This is a genomic window from Nocardia yamanashiensis NBRC 100130 (assembly GCF_001613325.1).
Classification (GTDB): Bacteria; Actinomycetota; Actinomycetes; order Mycobacteriales; family Mycobacteriaceae; genus Nocardia; species Nocardia yamanashiensis.
Genome location: NZ_BDCD01000059.1, coordinates 1 through 22,145 on the forward strand (window position 1 = coordinate 1; position 22,145 = coordinate 22,145).

Genomic DNA, 22,145 nt, shown 5'->3' on the forward strand with positions numbered 1-22,145 from the left:
CGGCGCCGGGCGTGGCCGGATCCGATGCGGGGCTGGCCGCCGCCGGATCGGCGGTGGCCGTTGCCGAGGTGCCGACCTCGGTAGCGCCGACGTTCTCCGAGGCTGCGTCGGTGCCGGCCGGGGTGGTGGTTCGGTCGGCGGTGCGGCGGGTTCGCTTGCGGGCGGTGGACTTCGCCGGTTCCGGGGTGGTGACGGGGGCCGGATCGGCCGCCGTCGCCTCGGGAGCGGGGGAGACCTGTGCGGGGGCGGTTGCCGTGGTCGGCTCCGCCGTGGCCTGCACGGGTTCCGACGCCGGCGTGGCCTGCACTGCTTCCGGCGCGGCCTTGGCGGTCGCTTCGGATGCGATGTCGGGTCCGGTGGTGGATTCCGCGCCGGACCGGCGGCGAGTCCGCTTGCGGCCGTTGGCCTTTGCGGGATCGACCGCTTCGGGGGCGGGCTCGGTCGCCGCGGGTGCGGCGGCCGGGGCCAAGTGGCTGAAGAGCACGGGTTCGGCTGTCGCGGTGGGGATTTCGGCTGCCGCAGGCGCGAGCTCGGCATCCGGAGTGTCGAGCTCGGAGTCCGGGGTGTCGAGCTTGGAGTCCGGGGTGGCGGTGGCCGAGCCGTTGGATTCCTGGCGGTCGCCGTTGCCCTTGCCGCGGCGGTTGCGGCGACGGCGGCGGGAGCGGGGCTCGGAATCGGTTGTGCCGTCGGCGGTTTCGACCGGGTTGCCGGTGGCTTCGGGGGTCTCCGGGGCGGATTCCGGGGTGGTGCCGGGGGTGGTGTTCGCGCCCTCGGCTCCGCCCTTGCCGCGGCGGCGGCGACGGCGACGGCCGGTCTTTTCGGCGTCGCCTTCGGTTGCCGGGTTCTCGGACGCGGTGCCGTCGATCGCCGAATTGTCTTCGATGACAGTCGAATTGGTTTCGACGCCCTCGGCCGCTCGGCCGCCGCGGGTGCGGCGGCGGTTGCGGTTGCGGGGGGTGCGGGATTCGCGTTCCACGACTACGGCGTCTTCGTCGCGGGCGGCGGGGCGCTTGCGGACGATGCCGGTGATGCCCTCGGGGATGCCGAGTTCCTCGTAGAGGTGGGGGGAGCGGGAGTAGGTTTCGACCGGTTCGGGGATGCCGAGGTCGAGGGCGGAATTGATGGAGGCCCAGCGGGTGAGCTCGTCCCAGTCGACCAGGGTCACCGCGACGCCGGCGCGGCCCGCGCGACCGGTGCGGCCGATGCGGTGGACGTAGGTCTTCTCGTCCTCGGGGCACTGGTAGTTGACCACGTGGGTGACGTCGTCGATATCGATGCCGCGGGCGGCCACGTCGGTGGCGACCAGGACGTCGATCTTGCCCTCGCGGAACTTCTTGAGCGCCTTCTCGCGGGCGATCTGGCCCAGGTCACCGTGCACCGCGCCGACGGCGAACCCGCGCTCGGCGAGATCGTCGGCGACCTTCTGCGCGGTCCGCTTGGTGCGCGCGAAGATCATGGTGGCGCCGCGGGTCTCGGCCTGCAGGATGCGGGCGACGAGTTCGCTCTTGTCCAGCGCGTGCGCGCGGTAGACGAACTGCGCGATGCGGTCGTGCACCGCGGAGTCGTGCGGCTCCTCGGCGCGAATATGGGTGGGGCGGTTCAGGAACGTGCGCGCCAGGGTGATGATCGGCCCGGGCATGGTGGCCGAGAACAGCATGGTCTGCCGCGCCTCGGGCACCATCGTCAGAATGCGCTCGATATCGGGCAGGAAGCCCAGGTCGAGCATTTCGTCGGCCTCGTCGAGCACCAGCACCTGCACCTTGCCCAGGATCAGATGCCCCTGGTTGGCGAGGTCCAGTAGTCGCCCCGGCGTCCCGACGACGACGTCGACGCCGCGGCGCAGCGCCTCGATCTGCGATTCGTAGGGCCGCCCGCCGTAGATGGCGGTGACGTTCAGCGCCTTGCCGGAGTCGAGCTTCAGGTATTTGGCGGCGGTCTCCAGATCCTCGGTGACCTGCACGCAGAGTTCACGGGTCGGCACGATGATCAGCGCCCGCGGGGTGCCGTCCAGCGGCATGGTGCCGGAGGCGGCGGTGGCGACCCGGTGCAGCAGCGGCACGCCGAAGCCGAAGGTCTTGCCCATGCCCGTGCGGGCCTGCCCGATCAGATCCTCACCGGCCAGCGCGAGCGGCAGGGTGAGTTCCTGGATGGCGAAGGTGCGTTCGATGCCCTTCTCCCCGAGCGCGCGCACGATCTCCTCGCGCACGCCGAGTTCGGCGAAGGTGGGGGCGGTGTGGGTGTCGTCGAGCTCGGCGGTCAACAGCGTGTCGGCCACGCCGGGTTCCTGCTCTACGGTGATCTTGCTCAGGTTCTTGCCTTTCCTCGTTATCGCGTCTCGCGCGCACGAGGTGTGGGGCGGACCGGCCGGCCCGCGACGACCACTGACCCGTTTCTCATTCGCCGCTGCGGGATGCCGTATCCGGTGCCTGACCGGGAGCGTCTACCTGGCGCGGCGCAGCTATTCCGGATCGGAGTGCGCGCACATTTTCCGTGGACTACGAGCGCTGCGGCCCTGGTTCGCGGTGTATCCGGCAAACTCGATCGGGCGCAAATTTTCGCTGTCCGGGGAGATTGTAGCGTGATACGGTCTTCGCCCCGTTTTCCGCCACCGCAATTGCCCGGCGCTATTACGCTGGTGAGGGCCGTGGCGACGATCTTCATGAACCCGCATAGGGGTCTTCGCAGCTTCGTTAAGGATTGCGCCGCAGCATAATTCGGTCGCACAGAGCGGTCTGTTTCCTACCCGCCCCAGTTGGGTTGCTCACATACCTGTTACAGGTTGTAGCTGATATGTGGGATGTTGTGCGCGTGAGCTTGGCAGACACCGTGACGACCGCAGCCCGTAACGCGTGGGCACTGACATTCGGCGATGGCATCGAAGCCCCCGAACCCACCCCTTCGACCGTGCTGTCCGACGCACCGCACCGCGAACTGCGCCGCTACGACGGAGCCGATGCCGACGCCCCCGCCGTGCTGCTGGTGCCGCCGCTGGCCGCCCCCGCCTTCTGCTTCGATCTGCGCCCCGATCAGAGCATGGCCCGCTTCCTGCTCGAATCCGGCCGCGCCCCGTACCTGGTGGACTACGGCGACATCACCTTCGAGGACCGCCGCATGGGCTTCGAGGACTGGATCGACGACATCCTGCCCGAGGCGATCCGCCAGGTTTCCGCCGATCGCGGCGGCGCGCCGGTCGATCTGATCGGCTGGTCCATCGGCGGCGTGCTGGCGCTGCTGACCGCCGCGGCCGACCCCACCCTGCCGATCCGCTCGGTCACCGCCGTCGGTGCGCCGCTCAGCTACAACCACATGGTGGGCGTCCGCGAGCTGCGCGCGCTGGCCCGGGTCGATGGCGGCCGCACCGCAACCGCCGCGATTCGCGCCGTCGGCGGCGTTTCCGCGCGCCTGACCCGCGTCGCCTACCGCGCCACCGCCTGGGATCGGGAACTCAAGCGACCCTTCTTCATTGCGAGCAATCTCGCGGACACCGCGACCCTGGCCCGAATGGAGACCATCGACCGATTCCAGAATTCGCTGCCCGGTTATCCGGGCCGTTTCTACAACCAGTTGTGGGGCCGTTTCATGCTCAACAACGACATCGGCAAGGGCGTCGTGCATTTCGGCGAGCGCACCGTCGAACTCGCCGCCGTGACCGTGCCGGTGCTGCTGGTCGGCGGTCCCGCCGACGTGATCACCCCGGCCCCGGCGGTCGAACACGGTCTGGAGACCCTGACCGGTTCGCCGGACGTGCGATACGAGACCGCCCCCGGCTCCCACCTCGGGATCCTCATCGCCCGTGATACCACCTGGACCTACCTGGACAAGTTCCTGCGCGACCTGGACTAGCTCCGCGTCGCCGGTAAAACGTTGTGCCGCAAGAGAATACGAACTACTCGCGGATGATCCACCCGCAAGCCCGCCGATGGCCGAATGCGGTTCACCGGCACGGGCTAGGGTGGGCGCATGGGAGCAAACTCGTCTACCGCGCTGGGTGCGGCGTCGGAATCTGCCGACGACCGCATCGCCGCCGCACACCCCGGAGTCACCGACCTGTTCGCCGTGCTCGCCTACGGTGAGATTTCCGCCTTCTACCGGCTGACCGAAGAGGCGAAACTCTCGCCGAGCCTGCGCGGCCGGGTGGCCGTCGCCAAGATGGCCGCCAATGAGATGGGCCATTTCGAAACCTTGGAAAGCGCCCTGGACGCGCGCGGCGTGGACGTCTTCGACGCCATGGCTCCTTTCGTGCGCGCCCTGGACGCCTATCACGCTTCCACCGACCCCTCCACCTGGCTGGAGTCGATGGTGAAGTTCTATGTCGGTGACGGCATCGCCGCGGACTTCTACACCGAGATCGCCGGCGCCCTGGCTCCCGAGGTCGCCGACGTGGTGCGGGACGTGCTGGCCGAGACCAGTCACTCCGAGTTCGTGATCGAGGAGGTGCGCAGTGCGGTCGAGGCGAATCGCTCCGAGCGTGACCGCCTCACGCTGTGGGGACGGCGGCTGCTCGGCGAGGCCATCACCCAGGCGCAGTACGTGATGGCGCAGCGGGACGAGCTGACCGAACTGGTGCTCATCGCGACCGGGGATCTCAACGGCATCGCCACCCTCTTCGAGCGGATGCAGGGCAGTCACGCCGAGCGCATGCGCGTGCTCGGACTGGGCTGACCCCCTCCGGGGTTTCGCTGAAAGCGCACCCGCACCCTGCCGGGTACGCCGCTCCCTGCACTAGCCTGATTCGAGACAGCACAGGACTCTAGGTTCGGAGGTTGGCCGTGGAGGTCAAGATCGGTATTTCGGATAGCCCGCGTGAGCTGGTCATCAACAGCTCGCAGACCCCGGCCGAGGTCGAGGCGCTGGTTACCGGTGCGCTGCAGGGCGACGCCGGCGTGGTCGCGCTGACCGACGAGAAGGGCCGCAAGTACCTCATCCAGGCCGCCAAGGTCGCCTACGTCGAGATCGGCACCCCGACCTCGGGCCGCGTCGGTTTCGCCGCCGTCTGATCGACGAACCGAAAAGCACTGCCCCGCCGAATGATTCGGCGGGGCAGTGCTCGTAAGTACCGGGAAATTCAGTCGATGGGGTGCAGCGGCACGTGCGACAGCCCGCCCCAGCAGAGCATGACCGTGGTGTCCACGGCGTCTTCCTTGGGGATCGGCCGGTCGGCTTCCAGCCAGTAGCGGGCGCTGAGCTGGCTCGCGCCCACCAGGCCGACGGCCAGGACGCGCGCCCGATAGGGGTCGAAACCGGAGTCGTGGGAGACCAGGTCGAAGACCGCGTCCACGCACGCCTCGGTGGCCTGCTCGACGCGGCGCTGCACCTGCGGCTCATTGGTCAGATCGGATTCGAAAACCAGTCGGAAACCCTGGGTTTCGTGATCGACGAAGTCGAAATAGGCCTGTACGGCGGCCCGTACGCGCTGTTTGTTGTCGGTGGTGGAGCGCAGCGCCTGGCGCACGCTCGACACCAGGGCGTCGACATAGTTCTGCAGCACGGCCAGATACAGCTCGAGCTTGCTCGTGAAGTGCTGGTACAGCACGGGTTTGCTGACGCCCGCGCACTGTGAGATCTCGTCCATGCCGGAGGCGTGGTAGCCGCGTAGCACGAAAACCTCACCTGCCGCTGCGAGTAGCTGAGCGCGGCGCGCCTCGCGGGGCATACGGGTGCCGCGCTTGCTCGGCGCCATGGCCTCGGATGACGTGCGGTGTGCGGTCATCCGGTCCACGAGGTCAGTCATTTTCCGAATCTCCCAGTCGATCAGTTCGGCGACGCAGCCCGGTCGGAGGATGTCACCGGGGGTATCCCCCGAACGATACTCGCTCGAAGGGCCGATGCCGATCCAGGTTCCGAATATTCGATGTATGTAATCGGCGTTCTCGAAGTCGATGTTTCGAGCGGTGTCGCCGAGTTGATTATGCGAGGCCGGTCACAAGAGTGGAAGCGGTGTCCCGGTATGTGAGTTACATCCCGATTGCGTGAGATATCTCGCAGCAATAGGGGCCCCGACCCCGCCCCCGAGTGCCGCCCGCCGCACTGTGAGAACCTGATGGGCGTGACCGACCATGGGGGCAGTAACTCCGGCGGGCGCGACGCGAGCCGCCCGATGGGGGCGGTCGCGCCCCGGGGAGCCGGCGCGAAGCGACGGGGAAGACCCAGCGGGCCGATCTACGACCCGCTCGGTCTGTACACCGAGAACACTCCGTCGCAGACCGGCCCGGCGGGCCCGCCCGCCCCTTCCGGTGACCGGTTGCCGCAGCCCTACGAGCCGCTGCGGGCGCGCTGGGATCCGACCGCGCCGCCGGAGGACGCCCGGTCCCGGGAGCGGCCGGAGCGGGAGACCAAGAAGCAGAGCGCGCTGGGGCGGTTCGTCTCGACCTACGGCTGGCGCGCCTACGCGCTGCCGGTGCTGCTGGTGGTGACCGTGCTGGTGGCGGTGGACGCGCTGCGCGGCGGGGCCGACAGCGTGGCGGGGGTGCCGGGGTTCGGGGTGCTGAGCCAGCACACCGACAAGACGGGCATCTACGGTGCGCCGCCCAAGGGGGACGGCAAGTTCGCGGCCGATCTGCCCACCGGCACGGTGCCGGGCGGCGGGCCCTTCACCGAGGCCGGGGCGGGCACCTGGCATGTGGTGCGTGGGAGTACCGCGCAGGCCGGGACCGGTTCGGATCATGTCTTCCGCTACACCGTCGAGATCGAGGACGGGGTCGATACGGCCGGCATCGGCGGGGACGAATCGGTGGCCAAGATGATCGACGCGACGCTGTCGAATCCCAAGAGCTGGACCCATGATTCGCGATTCGGATTCCAGCGCATCGACGCCGGCGACCCGGATTTCCGGATCTCGCTGACCTCGCGCCAGACCACCCGGACCGCGTGCGGGTTCGAGATTCCCATCGACTCCTCCTGTTACAACGCGGATCTGGGGCGCGTGGTGGTGTCGGAGGCGCGCTGGGTGCGCGGGGCGCTGGCCTACGAGGGCGATGTGGGTTCGTATCGGCAGTACCAGATCAATCACGAGGTCGGGCATGCCATCGGCTATCACGAGCATCAGCCGTGCGATACCGACGGCGGGCTGGCGCCGATCATGATGCAGCAGACCTTCGGGACCAGGAACGACGACATCGCGAAGCTGGATCCGACCGGCGTGGTGCCGATGGACGGCAAGAAGTGCCGCTTCAACCCCTGGCCGTATCCGCGCGGATAGGTTCGCGGTCGACCCCTGTGCGGGGTTTCAGGGGCTTGCCCCTGAAACCGGGAGTCGCTCCGGCTGCCCTACGCTTGGGAAGAACGCTCGGGATCGCGGTGTTGCAGGTATGGCCGCGAGTTATCGGCGAATTCGATTGAGGAGTTCCCAGACGTGTCATCGCATGCCCCCCTGCCGCCGCTGGTCGAACCGGCCGCGGAGCTGACCCGGGACGAGGTCGCCCGCTACAGCCGCCACCTGATCATCCCGGATCTCGGGGTGACGGGTCAGAAGCGTTTGAAGAACGCCCGCGTGCTGGTGATCGGCGCCGGTGGTCTCGGTTCCCCCGCGCTGCTGTACCTGGCCGCCGCCGGTGTCGGCACGCTCGGCATCGTCGAGTTCGACGAGGTCGACGCCTCGAACCTGCAGCGCCAGATCATTCACGGCGAATCCGATATCGGCCGGTCCAAGGCCGACAGCGCCCGCGATTCGATTCTGGAGATCAATTCCGGAATCAAGGTGGAGCTGCACAAGATTCGCCTCGAACCCGACAATGCGGTCGAACTCTTCCGTCAATACGACTTGATCGTCGACGGCACCGACAACTTCGCCACCCGCTATCTGGTCAACGACGCCGCCGTGCTCGCGGGCAAGCCGTACGTGTGGGGCTCCATCTACCGTTTCGAGGGCCAGGTCTCGGTCTTCTGGGAGGACGCCCCCGACGGGCGCGGCATCAACTACCGCGACCTGTACCCCGAGGCCCCGCCGCCGGGCATGGTCCCCTCCTGCGCCGAGGGCGGCGTGCTGGGCGTGCTGTGCGCCTCCATCGGCTCGATCATGGTGACCGAGGCGATCAAGCTGATCACCGGCATCGGCGAGACGCTGCTGGGCCGGCTCATGGTCTACGACGCACTGGACATGAACTACCGCACCATCAAGCTGCGCCGCGATCCGGAGCGTCAGCCCATCACCGGGCTCATCGACTACGACGCGTTCTGCGGTGTGGTGTCCGAGGAGGGCCAGGCCGCCGCGATCGGCTCCACCCTGACCGCCCGCGAACTCAACGAGATGGTCGAGGCCGGTAAGGATCTCGCCATCATCGATGTGCGCGAACCGGTCGAATGGGAGATCGTCAAGATCGAGGGCGCGACCCTGATCCCCAAGGACCGCATCCTGTCCGGCGAGGTGCTTTCCGAACTGCCGCAGAACAAGCCGATCGTGCTCTACTGCAAGACCGGCATCCGTTCCGCCGAAGCCCTCGCGGCACTGAAGAACGCGGGTTTCTCCGACGCCACGCATCTCCAGGGCGGAATCGTCGCCTGGGCCAACCAGGTGGATCCGAGCCTGCCCGTCTACTGACCGGGCTGCCCGGCGCGGCATCCATTTAGGAAAAGGTCCCAGCGGTAGGTTTCGGTCTGTGACCCTTACTGCTGTGGAACCTCCCGAGCACGTGCGTGCGACCTTCGGGTTGCGCGAGGTCGCGCCGGTTCCGCTGGGGAACTGGGACGGCGGCTGGAAATGCGGGGATGTCGTATTGAGTCCCGTGACCGATCACGCCCGGGCGGCGTGGTCGGCCAAGGTGCGCGAGACGCTGCGCGTGGACGGTATTCGCCTCGCGCGGCCGGTGCGGGCGACCGACGGTAGATACGTCGTATCCGGTTGGCGCGCGGACACTTACCTCGAGGGCGTGCCGGAGCCCCGGCACGACGAGGTGGTGTCGGTGTCGCTGCGATTGCATCAGGTGACGGCCGGGCTGGAGCGTCCGCGCTTCCTGATGCAGCAGCCGGTGGCGCCGTGGGTGGATGTGGATGTGTTCGTCGCGGCCGATCGCGCGGCCTGGGAGGCGGTGCCGCTGCGCAGCCTGAAGGTCGGCGGCATGCTGCCGTCGACCTCGCCGGACGGTGATCGCAGCCTGACATTGATCACCCAGTTGTCCACCCTGCGTAAGCCGGTGACCTCGCCGGCGCAGCTGGTGCACGGCGATCTCTTCGGAACCGTCCTGTTCTCGGGCAATTTCGCGCCCGGTCTGACCGACATCACGCCCTACTGGCGGCCGGTGCCGTGGGCGGCGGCGGTCATCGTGGTCGATGCCCTGTCCTGGGGCGGGGCCGACGACGGACTACTCGAACGCTGGGGGTCCCTCCCCGAATGGCCGCAAATGCTGGTGCGAGCGGTAATGTTCCGCCTCGCCGTACACGCGCTGCACCCCCGCTCGACCCCCGAAGCCTTCCCGGGACTCTCGCGCACCGCGGACATGATTCGCCTGATGCTCTAGTCACCGAAACGACTGTCGCGCCGAGCTTTTGCTCGGCGCGACAGCCTTTCGAAGGGGCACGGGGGTTTCGGAGGAACCCCCGGGCCCGGGGCGGTGGAACTCTAGACGTTCGCGTGCGCGAGGGAGGGAGCACGCCCGATCGCGAACGAGGAACGCAGGTAGAACCACCAGGTGAGGCCCGCCATGACGAGATACGTTGCGGCATAAGCCCAGAACGCCGGGTTCATGCTGTGGTAGTGCACATTGGACAGGCGCAGCGCCTGCTGCACCACCCAGCCGCCGGAGGCGCCGACCGCGCCGATGACGCCGATGGCCGCACCGGCCTGCCGCTTGGCCGACGCCGCCGCCTCGCTGAGGTCCTGTCCGTGCTCGGCGGCGTAGCGCTTGGCCTCCGCGCCGAAGATGGACGGGATCATCCGGTAGGTGGAGCCGTTGCCGATACCGGTGAGGACGAACAGCAGCAGGAAGGCCGCGAGGTAGAGCGGGAAGCTCTTGGCCGCCAGCCCGGCCATGATCAGCAGGGTCGCGACCGACATGCCGCCGAAGACGTAGATGGTGATCTTGGCGCCGGTCATCTTGTCCGAGATCCAGCCGCCGAAGGGCCGGCTCATGGAGCCCACCAGCGCGCCGAGGAAGGCCAGGTTGCCGATGGTGCTCATCCAGCCGATCTTGGCGAGCTCCGGGAAGTTGGCCTTGAGCAGCGTCGGGAAGGCGAAGGAGAAACCGATGAAGGAACCGAAGGTGCCGATGTAGAGCACCGACATCACCCAGGTGTGGCGGTTGGTCAGCGCCAGCTTGTAGGACTTGCCGTCGGCCTTGGCGCCCTCGATGGAGTCCATGAAGCGCAGCGCGCCGAACATGGCGACGAGGATGAACGGAATCCAGACCAGCACCGCGAGGGTGATGCCGAAGCGGTAGCCGGCCGCATCCTTGGCCATGATGTGAGTGCCGAGGGTGATGATCAACGGCACCACCAGCTGGGTCTGCGCCACACCGAGATTGCCGCCGGCCGCGTTGATGCCAAGGGCCGCACCCTTTTTCCCCTCGGGGAAGAAGAAGTTGATATTGGCCATCGACGAGGAGAAGTTACCGCCGCCGACGCCGGCGAGACCGGCCAGCAGCACAAATACCCACATGGGCGTGCCGGGCTGGTTGATGAAGTACACGATGCCGAGCGTGGGCGCCAGCAGCATGCCGGCGCTGAATACGGTGAACGCGCGCCCGCCGAACTTGGGAATGGCGAAGGTATAGGGAATGCGCAGGGCCGCACCGACCAGGGTCGGGGTGGAGGTGAGGATCAGGGCATTGCTGACCGCGGTCGGATTGCCTTTGCCGAGGCCCGCGAGAAAATCGAATCCGGCCGCGCCCATGGCGGTGACAATGCTGCCCCAGATAACCCAGACGCTGAATCCGAGATTCTCGGCGAATACCGAGAAGATCAGATTCTTGCGGGCTGTTTGTTTACCCCCGTTTTCCCAGAATTCAGCATCGTCGGGCTCCCAGGTCTTGAGCCAGCGGCCCCGTTTCTGGTAGCTGAAGGTGCTTTTTTCCGGCGCGGCCGTTGTTGCCATGAGCGCGTTCCTCTCGAGATGGCGACCGCCCCTCATCGTGAGCACCGGAACCTGAATGGTGGTCCGGATGTGTCCCTGCGGTCGCGATCTACCGTACGAAGGCACGGTTACGGTGGCGTCGCTTTCAGTGACGGCCGAACTAATTCCAGCTCACGTCTCGGTGTTGCGCGCGGTGACCTCTCGGTTACCTGGACTTCTTATCGAGTGTCCGGGTATTCGGCAATTAGTGAACCGAGGAAACAATTAGCGGCGCGTGCCGCCCGCTCGGCGTCGCCGTCCACGACCGCCCGCACCAGTTCGGTGTGCTCGGCGTGGTAGGCCTCGCCCTCTTTCTCACTGCGGGAACGGATCCCGGCCTCGATGACCGGCAGCAGCGAGTCGTAGAACTCGAGGTACACCGCATTGTGACTGGCCACCACGATAGCGCGATGCAACTGCACATCCGCGTCGATGGCGGCCTCGAAGTCGGTGTCCCAGCACTGCCGGCGTTCCTCCAGCAGCCGCTCCAGTTCCGCCACATCGGCATCGTCGCGGCGTTGCGCGGCGAGCGAGGCGGCGGTGGTGTCGAGCGCGCGCCGCAGCTCGAGGATGTCGCGCTGCTCGGCGTCGGCGAAGTACTCGGTGAGCGTCCCGCCGAGGGTGGAGGTGGAGATGACGTAGGTCCCGGAGCCCTGTCTGCGCTCGACCATGCCCGCGTGCACGAGCGCCTGCACGGCCTCGCGGACGGTATTGCGGCCGGTGCCGGTGAGCTCGGTGAGTTCCGGCTCGGTGGGGATGCGGGAACCGACGGGCCAACGGCCGGAACGGATTTCGGCACGAAGCTGCTCTGTCACCTGGGCGATGAGGCTCGTGCGCCGGACTGGTTGCACGTCTGACAGCGTACCGTGCCTCACATTCGTTGCATCACATCATCGGGTCATCCTATGATTTGTCGGTGACTGCGACCTTCCCCGAGACCACCGCCACCGGGCGGAATCTGCCCTTCGACCAACGCCACCCGGCCGAAGCGCATCGCAAGGTCACCAAGCGAGGTCTGGTCGAAGGTCGCCTGCTGGTGCTGGCCGCCATCCTGATGTCCGCGCTCACCCTGCGCATCGCCGTCACCGCGTTCACCCCGCTCGCCGCCCGGATCGGCGACGACATCGGTTACTCCACCGCCGTCATCGGCATCTTCGGCATGCTGCCCACCGCCATGTTCGCGGTCGCCGGCCTGCTCACCCCCATCCTGACCCGCCGCTTCGGGCTGGAGAAGACGGCGCTCATCGCCATGGGCATGACCGCCGCCGGTTCCGCCATTCGCGCGCTGGTGCCCGAGACCTGGGAGCTGCTGGCCTTCTCCGCGCTCGCGCTGACCGGCATGGGCATCGGCAATGTGGTGATCCCGCCACTGGTCAAGCGCTACTTCTCGGATCGGCTGGCGCTGCTGTCGGCCGTCTATATCGTCATGGTGCAGCTGGGCACGGTGATCCCGGCGCTGATCACGGTCCCGGTCGCGGACGCGCACGGCTGGCGCTTGTCGCTGGGCATGTGGGCCGCCCTGGCCGTGCTGGCCGCGCTGCCGTGGATCGGCGTGCTGCGGGTCCGGCGCGAGGCCGCCCGTGAGGACAGCACCGAAATGCCCACGGGCGCAGGCGAAGCCACCGGCAAGGTGTGGAAGTCGCCGCTGGCCTGGGGGATGGCGTTCATGTTCGGCATGACCTCGCTGACCACCTACTCCATGTTCACCTGGATGCCCGCCATTTTCACCGATGCCGGGGCCGACGCCTCCTTCGGCGGCAGCATGGTCGGCATCTTCGCCCTCATCGGCCTGGTGGCCGCGCTGTCCGCGCCGATCGTCGTGGGGCGCATGGCCAATCCGTTCCCGGTGGTGATCGGGTGCGCCGTGTTCTTCTTCATCGGATTCGCGGGCCTGCTCATCGCGCCGATGGCCGCGCCGCTGGTGTGGGTGCTGGCGCTGGGCCTGGGTCCGTCGACCTTCCCGATGGCGCTCACCTTGATCAACCTGCGCACCCGCACCGCCGCCGGTTCGGCCGCGCTGTCGGGCTTCACGCAGGGCGTCGGCTACGCCGTGGCGTGCATCGGCCCGGTGCTGTTCGGGGCGTTGCATTCGATGACCGGTGGCTGGGTGCTGCCCTTCGCGTTCCTGACTCTCGCGGTCTTCGTGTTGATCGGCGGCGCGTGGCTGGCGTGCAAGCCGCGCATGCTCGAGGACACCTGGAACTGACCGGTTTTTCTTCACCGCTCGGGTTGCGGACGGGTGAGGTATCGCCCATGCTGTGTGGCAACGCTCTCACCTCACGCTCGGCATTTCGCGTTTTCGGCTCTTTTTGATCGACGGAAACCGTTGTGTCACATGCTCGAAACATAGCGAAAGTTCTCACGAGGTTTGCCCGAACCGGGTGAGCAACCGTTGATTTGACGGTCATTTCGCGCAGCATTCGCGCAATACCCGTTCCCTACCTTGGGGCCTATCCAGATTTCAGGAGGGCCCTTGTTCACGACGCTCAAGCGCAAGCACGACATCGAGCACTGGGATGCCGAAGATGTCGAGGCTTGGGAAGCCGGTGGTAAAGACATCGCGCGCCGCAATCTGATCTGGTCGGTCTTCGCCGAGCACATCGGGTTCTCGGTGTGGTCGATCTGGTCGGTCATGGTGCTGTTCATGCCCGCCGACCAGTTCGGGATCGATCCGGCGGGCAAGTTCTTCCTGGGCGCGGTGCCGACCCTGGTCGGCGGTTTCATGCGGATTCCCTACACCGTCGCGACCGCGAGATTCGGCGGGCGGAACTGGACCATCTTCAGTGCGCTGGCCCTGCTGGTGCCGGTGCTGCTCGCCCTGTACTTCATCAATCAGCCCGGCACCTCGTTCACCACTTTCCTGGTGATCGCGGCCTGCGCCGGCCTGGGCGGCGGCAACTTCTCCTCGTCGATGTCGAACATCAACGTCTTCTACCCGCAGCGGCTCAAAGGCTGGGCGCTGGGCCTGAACGCGGGCGGCGGCAATATCGGCGTCCCGGTCATCCAGCTGATCGGCCTCGGCGTGATCGCGACCTTGGGCGCCGCCTACGGCAATGCCTCGGTGGTCTGCCTGATCTACCTGGCGCTGATCGTGGTGGCGGCCCTCGGCGCGGCGCTGTACATGGACAACGTCAAGAACCAGAAGGCCGATCTGTCCTACATGGTCAAGGCGCTGAAGGTGCCGCAGTCCTGGGCCATCGCCTTCCTGTACATCGGCACGTTCGGTTCCTTCATCGGCTACAGCTTCGCCTTCGGCCAGGTGCTGCAGATCAGCTTCAAGGCCGGTGGCGCCACCGCCGCCGCGGCCGCCCTGCACGCCGCGCAGATCGCCTGGGTCGGTCCGCTGCTGGGTTCGCTGGTCCGTCCCTACGGCGGCAAGTGGGCCGATCGCATCGGCGGCAGCAAGGTCACGCTGTACACCTTCCTGGCCATGACCGCGGCCTCGATCGTGGTGGTCGGCGCCTCCACCCTGGGCGACCGGACCGGGCGTCCGACCGGCGCCGTGCTGGTCGCGCTGATCATCGGTTTCACCGCGCTGTTCGTCATCTCGGGCATCGGCAACGGTGCGGTCACCAAGATCATCCCGTCCGTGTTCGCGGCGAAATCCCGTGGCCTGGACGGTGATTCGGCCACCCGCGCGGCCTGGGCGCAGAACACCTCCGGCGCGCTCATCGGTTTCGTCGGCGCCATCGGCGCGCTGGGCGGCGTCGGCATCAACCTGATGCTGCGCTCCTCCTACGCCTCCACCAAGTCGGCCACCACCGCCTTCTGGGTCTTCCTGGCCTTCTACGTGGTGTGCGCGGTGGTCTGCTGGGCGGTCTTCCTGCGCCGCCCGAGCCCGCGCGCCACCGACTCCGATGTCGTCGTCGAGGCCGAGGCCCTGGTGATCGCGGCCGAAGCATCCACCGAATCCACGTCCAGCTCGTCGGCTCGCGCCTGACTCGCCCAGCCTCGAAAGGGACTGTCATGACTCACAGCATCGAACGCAAGACCGCGATCGTCGTCGGCCACGGCATGGTCGGGCACCGCTTCGTGGAGGCGCTGCGCTCCCGGGACGAGGCGAACGCCTGGCAGGTCATCGTGCTCAGCGAGGAGAAGCTGGCCGCCTACGACCGCGTCGGGCTCTCGTCCTACGTCGGCGCCTGGGAGGCCGCGGCGCTCGCGCTGCCCGGCAACGACTACCAGGGCGACGACCTGGTCGAGGTGCGGCTCGGCGTGAAGGCCGACAGCATCGACAAGGCCGCCCGCAAGGTCACCACCTCCACCGGCGACGTGATCGGTTACGACGCACTGGTTCTGGCCACCGGCTCCTACGCCTGGGTTCCGCCGGTACCGGGCCACGACGCCGAAGGCTGCTTCGTCTACCGCACCCTGGAGGACCTGGACGGCATTCGCGCGGCGGCCGAGGCGGCCGGACCGGGCGCGGTCGGCCTGGTGGTGGGCGGCGGTCTGCTCGGCCTGGAAGCGGCCAACGCGCTGCGCCTGCTGGGCATGACCCCGCACGTGGTCGAGTTCAACAACTGGCTGATGCCCGCCCAGGTCGACGAGGGCGGCGGCGCGATCCTGCAGAGCCTGGTCGGCGATCTCGGGCTGCAGGTGCACACCGGGGTGGGCACCTCCGCCATCGAGGCCGATGCCGAGGCCGGTATCGCCGAGCGGCTGAAAGTGACCTTCTCCGACGAGACCGAATTGCGGGCCGCCCTGGTCGTTTTCGCGGCCGGCGTGCGGCCGCGCGACGAGATCGCCAAGGCCGCCGGCCTGGACGTCGGCCCGCGCGGCGGCGTCATCACCGACCTGGGCCTGCGCACCTCGGACCCGAACATCTACGCGATCGGCGAGGTCGCCGCGGTCGAAGGCGTCTGCTACGGCCTGGTGGCCCCCGGCTACAGCACCGCCGAAGTGGTGGCGGACCGGCTGCTCGGCGGCGCGGGCGAATTCCCGGGCGCCGACATGTCCACCAAGCTGAAGCTGCTCGGCGTGGACGTGGCCAGCTTCGGTGACGCGCACGGCCGTACCGAGGGCGCGCTGTCGGTGGTGCTGCACGACGCCGCCAAGGGCACCTACGCCAAGCTCGTGGTCTCCGACGACGCCAAGACGCTGCTCGGCGGCATCCTGGTCGGCGACGCCTCGCAGTACTCGGCGCTGCGCCCGCTGGTCGGCCGCCCGCTGCCCGCCGACCCGGCCGCGCTGATCTCCCCGGCCGGCGCCGAACTCGGCGCGGACGCGCTGCCCGACGACGCCCAGATCTGCTCCTGCAACAACGTCTCCAAGGGTTCCATCTGCGGGGCCATCGCGGACGGGGCCTGCGACGTGCCGGCCATCAAGAGCTGCACCAATGCCGGAACCTCTTGCGGCGGTTGCGTTCCCATGCTCAAGAAGCTGCTGGAGCAGTCGGGCGTGGCGGTCTCCAAGTCGCTCTGCGAGCACTTCGCGCAGTCGCGCGCCGAGCTGTTCCACATCGTGCAGTCGACCGGCATCCGCAAGTTCTCGGAGCTGATCGCCAAGTACGGCAAGGGATCCGGCTGCGATATCTGCAAGCCGACCGTCGCCTCCATCCTGGCCTCCACCTCCAGCGATCACATCCTCGAGGGCGAGCAGGCGTCGCTGCAGGACACCAACGACCACTTCCTGGCCAACCTGCAGAAGAACGGCACCTACTCGGTGGTGCCGCGCATGCCCGGCGGCGAGGTGACCGCCGAGCAGCTCATCACCATCGGCGAGGTGGCCAAGGAATTCGGCCTGTACGTGAAGGTCACCGGCGGTCAGCGCATCGACCTGTTCGGCGCGCGCGTGGAACAGCTGCCGCTGATCTGGAAGCGCCTGGTCGACGTGGGCATGGAATCCGGGCACGCGTACGGCAAATCGCTGCGCACCGTGAAGTCCTGCGTCGGCTCCACCTGGTGCCGGTACGGGCAGCAGGACTCGGTCGGCATGGCCGTGCTGCTCGAAAAGCGTTACCGCGGTTTGCGTTCCCCGCACAAGCTGAAGCTGGCCGTCTCGGGTTGCGCCCGGGAATGCGCGGAGGCGCGCGGCAAGGACGTCGGCGTCATCGCCACCGAGCACGGCTGGAACCTGTACGTGGGCGGCAACGGCGGTCTGACCCCGAAGCACGCGGTGCTGCTGGCCGGCGATCTGGACGACGAGACGCTGATCAAGTACATCGACCGCTACCTGATGTTCTACATCCGCACCGCCGACCGGCTGCAGCGCACCGCGCCGTGGCAGGAGGCCCTCGAAGGCGGCCTGGACTACCTCAAGGCCGTGGTCTGCGAGGACAGCCTGGGCATCGCCGACGAGCTGGAGGCGGCCATGGCCAAGCATGTCGAGGGCTACAAGGACGAATGGGCCGCCGTGCTCGAGGACGAGGGCAAGCTGTCGCGCTTCGTGTCCTTCGTCAACGCCCCCGAGGAAGCGGACCCGACCATCTCGTTCGATGACAGCGGCGAGCGCAAGGTGCCCGTACTGCTCGGAATTCCGGACATTCCGGTCGGTGTGGCGGAAACCGCAGCCGCCGCCACTCAGGGGAAATGACCGCTTAACCGCCTGGAAACAGGACGTCGGTACCAATAGTTAAGGCGTTCGGAGGAGAGTTACCGATGACCGTGATCGACACACCCAGCACTGCCACCGCAACCGCTGCCGGTTGGACCCAGGCCTGCAAGCTGGATTACCTGATTCCCGGCCGCGGCGTGGCGGTGTTGCTCAAAGGTGGCCGGCAGGCCGCCCTGTTCCTGACCCCCGACGGCACCCTGTACGCGATCGGGAATATCGACCCCTTCGGCCGGGCGGCGGTCATGTCGCGCGGTCTGGTCGGTGATCGCTCCGGCATTCCGGTGGTGGCGTCGCCGCTGCTCAAGCAGGCCTTCTCGCTGATCGACGGGCGGTGCCTGGACGACGATTCGGTCGCCGTGCCGGTGTTCGCGGTGCGCGTGGTGGACGGTGTGGTCGGCGTGTCCAACGAGCCCGTGGCGCTGGACGGTGGAGCATGACGGAATTCGACTCGGGTACCCCGCTGGCCGGCTTCACCGTCGGCATCACCGCCGCCCGCCGCGCCGACGAGCTCGGCACGCTGCTCACCCGGCGCGGCGCGCACATCGTGACCGCGCCGGCCATCCGGATCATTCCGCTGGCCGACGACAACGAGCTGGAGCGGGTGACGCGCCAGCTGGTGGCGGAGCCCGCGCAGATCACCGTGGCCACCACCGGAATCGGCTTCCGCGGCTGGATGGAAGCCGCCGAGGGCTGGGGGCTGGCCGAGGACCTGCGGGCCACGCTCGGCGAGAACCGCATGCTGGCGCGCGGGCCGAAGGCCAAGGGCGCCATCCGCGCCGCCGAACTCCGCGAGGAATGGTCGCCCGCCTCCGAATCGTCCGCCGAGGTCCTGGATCACCTGCTGGCGCAGGGCGTCGAGGGCGTGCGGATCGCCGTGCAGCTGCACGGGGCCACCACCGAATGGGAGCCCGTCCCGGACTTCTGCGAGGTATTGCGTTGTGCCGGTGCGGATGTCGTGCCGGTTCCGGTCTACCGCTGGGTGCCGCCCGCGGACCGCACCCCGATGGACCGCCTGATCGAGGGCATCGTCACCGCCGGGCTGGACTGCGTGACCTTCACCAGCGCGCCCGCCGTCGCCTCACTTCTCATGCGCGCCAAGGAAACCGGCCTGCTGGATGCCGTGCTGCACGCCCTGCGCACCCGCGTGCTGCCCGCCTGCGTCGGCCCCATCACCGCCGCCCCGCTGGAGGAACTCGGCGTCCCCTGCTCCATGCCCGGCCGCGCCCGCCTGGGCGCGCTGGCCCGCCACGTCGCCGAGGAACTGCCGCGGCGCGCCAATCGAATCCAGGCCGCCGGTCACGTCCTCAGCGTGCGCGGCGGCTGTGTCGTCGTGGACGGGGAGGTGCGCCAGCTCGCGCCCGCCCCCATGGCCCTGATGCGCTCCCTGGCGCGCCAGCCCGGCCGTGTCGTCTCCCGTGAGGACCTGCTGGCGGCCCTGCCCGGCGGCGGTGACGACACCCATGCGGTCGAAACCGCCATCGCCCGGCTGCGCGCCGGCCTCGGCACCCCGAAGGCCATTCAGACCGTCGTCAAACGCGGCTACCGCCTGGCTCTCGATCCCGCCGAATGCGCCGACGACATCCGCCCCGACTTCTCGCACCAGGCCGCACCCCATCCGGCCGGGTCGCACACCCCGGCCCCGAATCTTAACGGCCGCAATCCCTTCCCGGCCCGCGGCACCGGTTCGGGCAATCGCCCCGACTATTCCCGGCCGCAACCGGTGCAGCGCCCCGAACGTCCGCTGAACGGCATGGCCCGCCCGGCTCCCGCCACGGCCGCGCCCGTCCGCCGCCCGTCCTCGGAGGGGCTGCCCGGCCGGTCGGCGAACACCGGCCTGCCCGCCACCCCGGAACTCGCCCCGCGCACGGGACCGATTCCGGCCCAGCCCTTTCCGCGCCCCACGCCCCGAACGGGGACGTGGTGAGCGCCCCCGCCCTGGTGCTGGTCGCGCACGGGACCAGGAGCGCCAAGGGCGTGCAGATGATCGCCGCGCTGGCGGAGGCCGTGGCTCGGGAGCTGGGTGCGCCGGTTCCCGCGTTCGGTCCCGGCGCGGAATTCCCCGGGACAGGTGCCGGTGCGGCGTTCGGGGCCGCATCGACACCGTTGCGTGACAACGGGATCGAGGGCCCGCGCGTGCGCACCGCGTTCGTGGACGTGCTGGGCCCCTCGCCCGCCGAGGTGCTGCGGGACCTGGGAGACGTTCCGGCAGTGCTGGTTCCGGCCTTCCTCGCCTCCGGCTACCACGTGTATCGGGACGTGCCCCGGGAGGTGGCCGCGAGTGCCCATGCGGCGGTCGCGGTCACCCGGGCGATGGGCCCGGACCCCGCACTCGCCGCCGTCATGCGCATGCGACTGCGCGCCGCCGGCTGGCGTCCGGGCGACGCCGTCGTCTTCGCCGCCGCCGGTTCCTCCGACGCCCGCGCCCGCCACGACGTCCGCCGCGCCGCCGGTCTGCTCGCCGACCAGATCGCCGCCCCGGTCCGCGTCGCCTACATCGCCACCGGGGAACCCCGGGTCCCCGAAGTGGTGGCCGAGCTCCGCGCCGCCGGCGCGAAACGCGTCTTCCTCGCGTCATACCTGCTGGCGCACGGCCTCTTCCACGAACGCCTGCACGCCGCCGGCGCCGACGGCGTGGCCGACCCGATCGGCGTCCACCCGGCCGTGGTCCGGCTCCTCGCCGACCGCTACCACGCCGCGGCCGGTGCCTTGGCCACCGCACGGGTGGCCTGAGCAGCGGCGCAGACCGTCCTGTCTCGTGTCCGCGTCGAGACAGCATGGTTTGCTGGTTGATCGCTATCCCTCTGGGCCGCACCTGGATTCGGGGCCAGAGCCCGGGATGAAACGAATCGCCGCAAACTTCGATGACTTGGCCGTCGCGCGAATACGTGCGACTCTCGGAAGAGACATTTCCATATTGATCGGGAGGATCCCATCTTGAAGAAATTCGCTGTCACCGCGGGCCTGTTCGCGGCCGTCGCCGCCGGTACCTTCGGCACGGCTTCGGCTGAGGACGGCATCATCGGAGCCGACCCGGCGAACGCTTGCGCGTTCTACGGGCTGACCCCCGAGCAGTGCACCGAGGTCATGACCCACCCGGGCGTCGGCGCCTCCTTCCAGGGGCAGGCGTGGACCGGTTACACCGGGGTCATTCGCTGAAACGTGTGAATTTCACAATTCGATGCGGGCCGGTGCCTTCGGGCGCCGGCCCGTTTCGCTGACCGTGATCTCCATCACGATTACTAGCGATTTGCTATCGCAATGCAACGTTCCGGCTCCGGATCATGCGCCATTCACGGCCGGATCAAGGTCCGATATCGGTGAGCCGAATCGTGTTCCCGCTGGCCGGAACCGGCGCGCGGCCGCCGCGCGCCGAAGCGGCAGGATTTGCGCATGTCCGCCGAACATCCCGCGCGCCGAGCCGGATTCGACTCGCAGGCCGCCGTCCGCGCCAAACGCAAAGCCGACTGGCTGGCGCTTTTCGCCCCGGATGCCCGGGTCGAGGATCCCATCGGCGAGTCCCCGTACGATCCCGCGGGCGAGGGTCATTCGGGTCTCGCGGCCATCGAGGCATTCTGGGACAAGGCCATCGCGCCCAGTGATATCGAATTCCGCTGGACCGATTCCTTCGCCTGCGGCAGCGAAGTCGCATTCGTCGGCACCATTGTCAGCGCTCAGCCCGGCCGCGTGGTCGAGGTCGATCTGGTCGCCACCTATCGGGTGAACGAGCAGGGCGAGGTGACCGCATTGCGCGCGTTCTGGGAACTGGAACGTGCCCGCGTGACCGCACCGTAGATTCGAAAGCCCGCACTCCGCATCCCCTTTCAGCATTCCGGAGAATGTGAAAGGGGATGTTTTAGTTTTATGCGGAGCCGGGGGTTTGCAGGGCCGGGAACCAGATGTCGGTCAGCACCGCCGCCGCCTCGTCCGCGGACACGTCGATCGTCCCCTGCATGGCCCAGCGCGTGAAGAACCGCTCCAGTTGCGCCACCAGCAATTCGATCCGCAGCCGCGCCTCCTGCTGCCGCTCGGCCGGCCAGCGCGACAGGTACGAGGTCATCACATTCGGCAGTGAGGTGATGCCTTCCCGTGCCACCTCCCGGAATTCGGGTTCGAGGGTGGTCGCCTCGTCCCAGGCCGGCAGCAGATCCTTGTACTCCTGGAACCACTCGATGGCCCGCTTCATCCAGTCCGCGAACTCCGCGCGCGATCCGGTGTCGAGCACATGGTCCAGATCCTCGTAGAAGTGCTGGACGCTGGGCAGCGTCCCCTCGGCGGCGATGGCGCGCAGCACATCCGGCTTCCCGGTGAAGTGCAGGTAGAAGGTGGCGCGACTGCATCCGACGGCCGCGGCGATGTCGTCCACTCGCACCGGCGCGTAGCCCTGGGTGGTGAACAGCTGTTTGGCCGCTTCGATGAGCCGGCTGCGGGTGAGCCGTTTCTGCTCGTCGCGCAGCGAGGTGCGGCGGGTGGTGGGGTCGTCTGATGTCCGGGTCACGCCACTGATGATAGACGCACGTTCACTCACTAGACACACTGTCTAGCGAGTGCTACC

17 protein-coding genes and 2 pseudogenes are annotated in these 22,145 nt (G+C 68.3%); 14 read left to right on the top strand and 5 right to left on the bottom strand.

Annotated elements, in window-relative coordinates:
• Positions 1-754: 754 nt before the first annotated feature.
• Positions 755-2,329, bottom strand: a pseudogene (locus NY1_RS40905) (DEAD/DEAH box helicase); the annotation flags it as partial.
• A gap of 479 nt (positions 2,330-2,808) precedes the next feature.
• On the opposite strand from NY1_RS40905, the gene NY1_RS40910 reads away from it, so the two are divergent.
• The 3 genes from NY1_RS40910 (at position 2,809) to NY1_RS40920 (ending at position 4,997) form a co-directional block, all read left to right on the top strand.
• On the top strand, positions 2,809-3,843 hold the full coding sequence (locus tag NY1_RS40910; protein ID WP_174567264.1) for an alpha/beta hydrolase: 1,035 nt from the start codon (positions 2,809-2,811) through the stop codon (positions 3,841-3,843).
• 117 nt (positions 3,844-3,960) lie between these two features.
• Positions 3,961-4,662: a ferritin-like fold-containing protein gene (locus NY1_RS40915; protein ID WP_067723348.1), complete on the top strand. Its 702-nt coding sequence runs from the start codon at positions 3,961-3,963 to the stop codon at positions 4,660-4,662.
• 107 nt (positions 4,663-4,769) lie between these two features.
• Positions 4,770-4,997, top strand: coding sequence for a DUF3107 domain-containing protein (locus tag NY1_RS40920; RefSeq protein WP_067723350.1), 228 nt, complete (start codon positions 4,770-4,772; stop codon positions 4,995-4,997).
• Between the two features lie 68 nt (positions 4,998-5,065).
• Here NY1_RS40920 and fasR read toward each other — a convergent pair whose 3' ends face one another.
• A complete protein-coding gene (gene fasR, locus NY1_RS40925) occupies positions 5,066-5,731 on the bottom strand; it encodes an HTH-type transcriptional activator FasR (protein ID WP_067723352.1) in 666 nt (221 codons plus the stop codon).
• 309 nt (positions 5,732-6,040) lie between these two features.
• Here fasR and NY1_RS40930 point away from each other — a divergent pair, with 309 nt between their 5' ends.
• The 3 genes from NY1_RS40930 to NY1_RS40940 all read left to right on the top strand — a co-directional run bounded on the left by NY1_RS40930 (position 6,041) and on the right by NY1_RS40940 (position 9,452).
• Positions 6,041-7,198: a DUF3152 domain-containing protein gene (locus tag NY1_RS40930; protein WP_157762835.1), complete on the top strand. Its 1,158-nt coding sequence runs from the start codon at positions 6,041-6,043 to the stop codon at positions 7,196-7,198.
• Between the two features lie 153 nt (positions 7,199-7,351).
• Entirely contained in the window at positions 7,352-8,536 is a 1,185-nt protein-coding gene (gene moeZ / locus NY1_RS40935; protein ID WP_067723354.1) for an adenylyltransferase/sulfurtransferase MoeZ, read from the top strand.
• Between the two features lie 73 nt (positions 8,537-8,609).
• The gene (locus NY1_RS40940; RefSeq protein WP_174567265.1) at positions 8,610-9,452 is read left to right on the top strand and encodes a TIGR02569 family protein; all 843 of its coding nucleotides are present in this window, start codon (positions 8,610-8,612) and stop codon (positions 9,450-9,452) included.
• A 101-nt stretch (positions 9,453-9,553) separates the two neighbouring features.
• Here the strand turns inward: NY1_RS40940 and NY1_RS40945 are convergent, their stop codons facing one another.
• Positions 9,554-11,023 (bottom strand): MFS transporter, encoded by a 1,470-nt coding sequence (locus NY1_RS40945; RefSeq protein WP_067723358.1) that lies wholly within the window; start codon positions 11,021-11,023, stop codon positions 9,554-9,556.
• Positions 11,024-11,220: 197 nt separating this feature from the next.
• Entirely contained in the window at positions 11,221-11,892 is a 672-nt protein-coding gene (locus NY1_RS40950) for a FadR/GntR family transcriptional regulator (RefSeq protein WP_067723360.1), read from the bottom strand.
• A 65-nt stretch (positions 11,893-11,957) separates the two neighbouring features.
• On the opposite strand from NY1_RS40950, the gene NY1_RS40955 reads away from it, so the two are divergent.
• The 8 genes and pseudogenes from NY1_RS40955 (at position 11,958) to NY1_RS40990 (ending at position 21,385) form a co-directional block, all read left to right on the top strand.
• Complete coding sequence (locus NY1_RS40955; protein WP_439956074.1) at positions 11,958-13,247, top strand: CynX/NimT family MFS transporter; 1,290 nt, start codon at positions 11,958-11,960, stop codon at positions 13,245-13,247.
• Between the two features lie 267 nt (positions 13,248-13,514).
• Complete coding sequence (locus NY1_RS40960) at positions 13,515-14,981, top strand: nitrate/nitrite transporter (RefSeq protein ID WP_084536318.1); 1,467 nt, start codon at positions 13,515-13,517, stop codon at positions 14,979-14,981.
• Positions 14,982-15,007: 26 nt separating this feature from the next.
• Positions 15,008-17,572: a nitrite reductase large subunit NirB gene (gene nirB / locus NY1_RS40965; protein ID WP_067723364.1), complete on the top strand. Its 2,565-nt coding sequence runs from the start codon at positions 15,008-15,010 to the stop codon at positions 17,570-17,572.
• A 65-nt stretch (positions 17,573-17,637) separates the two neighbouring features.
• Positions 17,638-18,030 (top strand): nitrite reductase small subunit NirD, encoded by a 393-nt coding sequence (gene nirD / locus NY1_RS40970; protein WP_067723366.1) that lies wholly within the window; start codon positions 17,638-17,640, stop codon positions 18,028-18,030.
• Positions 18,027-19,169 (top strand): annotated as a pseudogene (locus NY1_RS40975) (uroporphyrinogen-III synthase); the annotation flags it as partial. The gene nirD and the pseudogene NY1_RS40975, both read left to right, overlap by 4 nt.
• A gap of 344 nt (positions 19,170-19,513) precedes the next feature.
• Positions 19,514-20,323 carry a sirohydrochlorin chelatase gene (locus tag NY1_RS40980; protein ID WP_067723385.1) on the top strand — a complete coding sequence of 270 codons (810 nt, stop codon included), beginning with the start codon at positions 19,514-19,516 and terminating at the stop codon, positions 20,321-20,323.
• 204 nt (positions 20,324-20,527) lie between these two features.
• Positions 20,528-20,749, top strand: coding sequence for a hypothetical protein (locus tag NY1_RS40985; RefSeq protein ID WP_067723368.1), 222 nt, complete (start codon positions 20,528-20,530; stop codon positions 20,747-20,749).
• Between the two features lie 234 nt (positions 20,750-20,983).
• Positions 20,984-21,385 (top strand): nuclear transport factor 2 family protein, encoded by a 402-nt coding sequence (locus tag NY1_RS40990; RefSeq protein WP_067723370.1) that lies wholly within the window; start codon positions 20,984-20,986, stop codon positions 21,383-21,385.
• Positions 21,386-21,452: 67 nt separating this feature from the next.
• Here the strand turns inward: NY1_RS40990 and NY1_RS40995 are convergent, their stop codons facing one another.
• Positions 21,453-22,097: a TetR/AcrR family transcriptional regulator gene (locus NY1_RS40995; RefSeq protein ID WP_067723387.1), complete on the bottom strand. Its 645-nt coding sequence runs from the start codon at positions 22,095-22,097 to the stop codon at positions 21,453-21,455.
• Positions 22,098-22,145: the final 48 nt, after the last annotated feature.